Source organism: Terrisporobacter sp. (assembly GCF_017888745.1).
GTDB lineage: Bacteria > Bacillota > Clostridia > Peptostreptococcales > Peptostreptococcaceae > Terrisporobacter.
Map to the genome: position 1 here is coordinate 1 of NZ_JAGHFM010000010.1, position 5,664 is coordinate 5,664.

Below are 5,664 nucleotides of genomic sequence, written 5' to 3' on the forward strand. Positions count from 1 at the left end.
AAGAAAAAAATATTAAGTTTGCTATAGCTAGTGGTAGGCAGTATTATAATTTGTTAAAAAATTTTGATGATATAAAAGATGATCTTTTTTATATAGCTGATAATGGTTCAAATATTTATTATAAAGGAGAGCCAATTTATATAGAAACAATTGATAAAGAAGAAGTAATAAAAATATTAAAAGATATACGTGGTGTAAAGGACATGTATCCTGTAATCTCTGGTGTGGAATCAGCTTATATAGAAAATAAAAACCATATATTTATAGAAGAAGTAAAAAGATATTATGAAAAATTAGAAATAGTAGACGATTTATTAGATGTGATAGAAAGAGAGAAAATATGTAAATTTGCAGTATATGATATGATAGATTCTGAAAAATATGCTTATAATATATTAAAAAAGTATGATGATAAATTATTAGTATGCATTTCGGGCAAGCATTGGTTAGATATTATGAGTCCGAAAGTTAATAAAGGGGAGGCTATAAAAATACTTCAAGAGAAGTATGGTATATCTTATGATGAAACTATGGCTTTTGGAGATTATTTAAATGATTATGAAATGATGCAAAGTTGTAAATATAGCTATGCAATGGACAATGCACATCCTAAGCTTAAAGAAATATGTAACTATAGAGCAAAATCAAATGATGAAGATGGAGTTGTGGATGCTATAAAAAGACATTTTCAACTATAAAAAGTTATAATTAGATGATAGTTTTAATAATAACTAAATAAATAATTTTAGGAAGGCTATAAGATATTCATCTTATGGTCTTTTAATATGTTAAGAAATATGTAAAATATTGACAAAGCAATTAAATTTAATTATATTAGTAAATACTAATATACTTAAATTTAATATGGTTATAATTTATTAATAAGACAATAGAGAGGAAGCTAAAATATTGGAAGAAAGAGCAAAAAATCTTGCAAGGAAGTTGAAAGTTTTGGCAAATGAAAATAGATTATTAATTCTATACTATTTACTAGAAAAGCCTATGACTGTTGGAGAATTAAATAAAAAATTAAATAATATAAGTCAGTCAGGCTTATCTCAACATTTGTCCATACTAAGAGCACATGATTTATTAGATTGTAGGAAGGTGGGTTTAAATATAACTTACTTTGTAAAGGACAAGAGAATAGAAGATATACTATATGTATTGAAGGGAAATTAGAATATATTTAACTAACTATATACAACTTAAAATATACGACTAAAAATTAAAAATATGACGGATAGGTGATGAAGATGATTACAACAGAAAAGATACTATTTCTATTATTACAAGCCTTTTCTAGTGGTGTAGCCGGTTATATTACTAATAAATATGCAGTTAATATGATTTTTAAGGAATACACACCTCTAAAAATAGGTGGAGCAGTTAAGAAAAATAAGGAAAAATTTATTGATGAAATAAGCGATTTAGTAGAAAGAGATATCATTAACTCTTCTACTTTAAAAAATAGTATTTTAAATGAAAAATTTAAAGAAGCTATTAGTGAAACAGGGAGAGATTTATTTGAAGAATCTTTATATGAAATAATAAAAGATAAAACAATAGAGAGTATACCTGGATTCAATGAGACTATAATAAACGGAGAAACATTATTAAGAGAAAATTTAAAGGATGTGATACCTAATATAATAAATAATATTAGTGAATATTTGAAGCTAGAAGATTTATTAAATGAAAAACAAATTTCTAAAATTGTAGATTATATTTATGATGAAGTAATAGATAATATAAATTCTAATGAAGAATTTATGCATCTAGTTACTGATTTATACAATGAACAATCCGACGCAAGCCTAAGTCAATTTATTTCAAAAGAAACATCAGAGAAGTTAACTAGAATTATAAGTTGTGAAATAATTAATGCTATAGATGAAACCTTAGATAGTAAAAAAGAAATAAAGGCTTTAGTTGATAAAGTATTATCTTTAATTGATATTAAATCTATATTAAAAAATCTTCAAAAAAATATGGAGGCAAAATCTATAGAAGAAATATTAAGTGAAGAAGAAGCAGATAAATTAAGTTATTTAATATATAGCAATATAAATGAACTGGTAAAATCAGAACAAGGTAAAGAAAAAATAAAATCTATAGTAGAAGAGGTATTTATATCAGCTAAAAGTATTGATTTGACTCTGTTTGAAATTTTACCTATACATTTTTCAAGAATTTCAAGTGAGTATATAGCACAACTAATTGAAAAGTTAATACCATACTTCACATCTTGGATACAAGATAATAAAGAATCTATTGAACAAATGATTGATGATTCTATACTTGAGACTGTTGATAATATTGAAGATGAATTAAGAAAATCAATGATTTCAAAGGTTAAGGATAGTATGCTTAATGATTTTTCTTCTAGAAATGAATTAGTAAATAAAATAATAGATTTCATTAATAATTATAATGTTAATGAAGAAACATCATATAATCTTTATTCTAGAATTGTTAAATTTTTAGAAGAAACTAAAATAAAAGACTTAATAATTATTTTAGAAAACAATAATTTAATTAACAAAGAAAAAGTAACTGAGATAATCATAAATAAATGGGAAGATAATGGTATAGAATTATCGAAAATTTTATTAAGAAGAGAATCTTCAAAAACTATAAATAAATTAATAGATCAAGATTTAAATGGATTGCTTAACAAAAATATTAAACCTAAAATTTATGAATCGATACTAAATAATAAAGATAAAATAATATCTCATCTAGATGATATAATATTTAATATGGTTCATGATAAGATTGATTCCATGTTAAATAGAAAAGTAAGTGAATTATTTGATGAGTCTCAAGTATCGAAATTTTCAAGGATATTACCTGATAAAATATGCAAATTTTTAGATAGCAAAAGAGATGATTATAAGAATCATATTAGAAATAATTTAAATAATTATATTAAAAATATAAAAATAGAAGATTTATTAAGTAATTATGAAGAAGAATCATATAATCCTTTAATTGATAAAACTATTGGATTAGGAATAGAATATATAAATCAATATAAATCTTCTAAAATTAGTATGGTTTTAGATGAGATAAATAAAAAAGAAGATATCAGTAAAAATTTAACTGAAAAAGTATATAATTCAACGGTTGAAAATATTCCTTATATAGTAGATGGAAGAATTAAAAAGTTAATTTATGAAAATTTAATTATACTAGATGAAGAAGAAATTTGTGACATAGCTCAAAGTTTTATGGGTAAACAATTAAAGCCTTTATCTATGTTTGGAGCATTTTTAGGTATTATTGTTGGGGTAATATTCGGTATTGCAATGCAAAATATTAATGGGGCATATGGGTTTTATAATAATTTACAAAATACTTTAATTGCTTGTGCTATTATGGCGGGGATAGGAATTATGACAAATATAATTGCTCTGTGGATGGTATTTTGTCCTTATGAAAAAAATAAATTTATATCTAAAATACCTGTATTTAGAATATTCTCTATAGGATATATACCAGCTCATAAAAATAAATTTGCATCAGGAATGGCATACTTCATAGAAAATGAGTTGCTAAGTGGTCATAGAATAGTTGAACTATTTAGTTACAATAAGAAAAAATATAAAGATGATATTTTAGGTAAAATTATAAATAGCAATTATAAAAATATTTTAGATTTTATGATTACTAAAAAGGAAAAAATATATAATCTTTCTTATAAGTTTATATTAAAATTATGTAGAAAAAATCGTGATTCAATTTCAAAGTTAGCTTGCGATAATGCTTTAAATATCAAGTGTAATAAGTTCATATCAGAAGATTTTATTAATAAGAAGGCTACAGAGCTTTTAAATAGTCTCTATAAATTTGAAGATAAAGTAATAAATTATTATGAGAAAAAATTAAAGATTAATAAATCTATGGGAGAAATATTACCTGATGAATTAATAAAAGTAATTAATGAAAAAATTGATGATGACGTAAAGAATTATATTCAGGATAAAGTAGAAACATCTTCTATAGAGGAGTTAGTTAAAAACATAATATTAAAAAATGAAGAAATATATGATACTTTAATGGATAAAAACATTAAGGATATAATTAGTGAAAAATCATTATTAAATATAAAAAATAATATGAAAACAGAGAAATTTATCAATATAATGCTTATTCAATTAAAAGATCAGTTAAATAATGGAATACAACAGTATTTAAGTGATGAACTTAATGAAGATAAAAGATTTGATGAATTATTTGATGGAAAAATAAAAAATAAATTAGATACAGAAATTTATAATATTACAGAGATGTGTATTGATAAATTAATTACATTTATTAAGAATAATAATGATGAGATTTCATCTATGGTGATTAAAGTAGTAAGAAGAAATCTTAATTTCTTTGTCAAGATGGCATATGACTTTGCTGATGGAGATACATTAGTAAAAGATGTGGTTAATAATATTGTAGGTACTAAGATAGAAACTCTAATAAATGAAGATAAAGATAAGATTTCAGTTATATTATATAATTTCTTAGAAAGAGAAGTATATCCAAGTAAAATAAAGGATTTAGGTGTGAAACCTAAAGAAATAAATACAAGTTTGTTATTAGATAGAATTGTATTTGAATTAAAACAAGATGAAGAGTTCAAAACATATGTATACGATAGTTTAGATTTAGTTATTAATAAGGTGTTTGAAATTAAAACAAAGGATGTTGCTATTATATTAAATATAGAAAATATCCATAAACTTTATGATAAATGTAAAGATATATTAAATTTAGCTGCAAATGATATAGTAGTTAATATAAAAGAAAATAAAGTAGAAGTTAATGAGCTTTTATTACAATTAATAAATGATAAAATTATGAAACATTTCTACTCAATTAGTTTAGTTGAAATATCTTGGGAGTTAAATAGAAAAGATATAAATCACATAGTAGATAATATATTCAAGGTTATAGAAACTAGTAGAGTAATAAATGAATATGTTTCTATATTATGTGATGAATTATATCAAACATCTATAAAGGATATTGAAGTTGGTAAATTATTAAGTAGTGGACAATTAATGGAAGATATAAATTGTAATTTATACAATTTATTAAATAATAAAGATTTAAATAAAAAGAATAAATTAATAATAAAAGATATATTAGATACTTTTATGGAAGATAATATTAAATTTGTACCAGATGAAACAAAAGAATATTTATTAGGTTTAGGGGTAGAAGGTGTTTTAAATAGTGTTGAAAAAAATATAAACCCTCTTCTTAAGTCTCTTGATATTGAGAAAATAACTATAGAAGAAGTAGAAAAAATGCATCCAAGAGAAATTCACTTACTATTTAAATCATTTGCAGGTGACTTCTTTATTAAACTATATATATATGGAGCTTTTGGGTTTATATTTGGTGTGAATGTTTATTTATCAATAATTCTTGCGCTATCAGATATTGCATATACTAAAAAGATAGAAAAAAGATTAGCTACTTCTCAAAGTAATCTATTTAAAAAATAAATAATGAAAATAAAAAAGTTTATAGAAAAATTTCTATAGGCTTTTTTATTTTCGAAGAAATTATACTTTATATGATTTTAGGATAAATATGACTATTAATTTTAGTAGTGTTGTAATCTATTAACTATATAAATTAAGTAAGTTTTTTATAAAA

General features: G+C 22.4%; 3 protein-coding genes. All 3 read left to right on the forward strand.

From position 1 onward, the window contains the following. A partial coding sequence (locus tag J7G74_RS00265) for an HAD family hydrolase (protein WP_297130213.1) occupies positions 1-698 on the forward strand: 698 nt, incomplete at its 5' end. 211 nt (positions 699-909) lie between these two features. Beyond that, positions 910-1,182 carry an ArsR/SmtB family transcription factor gene (locus J7G74_RS00270; RefSeq protein ID WP_297130215.1) on the forward strand — a complete coding sequence of 91 codons (273 nt, stop codon included), beginning with the start codon at positions 910-912 and terminating at the stop codon, positions 1,180-1,182. 74 nt (positions 1,183-1,256) lie between these two features. Further along, positions 1,257-5,510, forward strand: coding sequence for a DUF445 family protein (locus tag J7G74_RS00275; protein ID WP_297130218.1), 4,254 nt, complete (start codon positions 1,257-1,259; stop codon positions 5,508-5,510). The last annotated feature ends 154 nt before the right edge of the window (positions 5,511-5,664 follow it).

Excerpts from the sequence above, each read along its gene's own strand:
- J7G74_RS00275 (WP_297130218.1), top strand. The coding sequence starts at position 1,257 with ATGATTACAACAGAAAAGATACTATTTCTATTATTACAAGCCTTTTCT.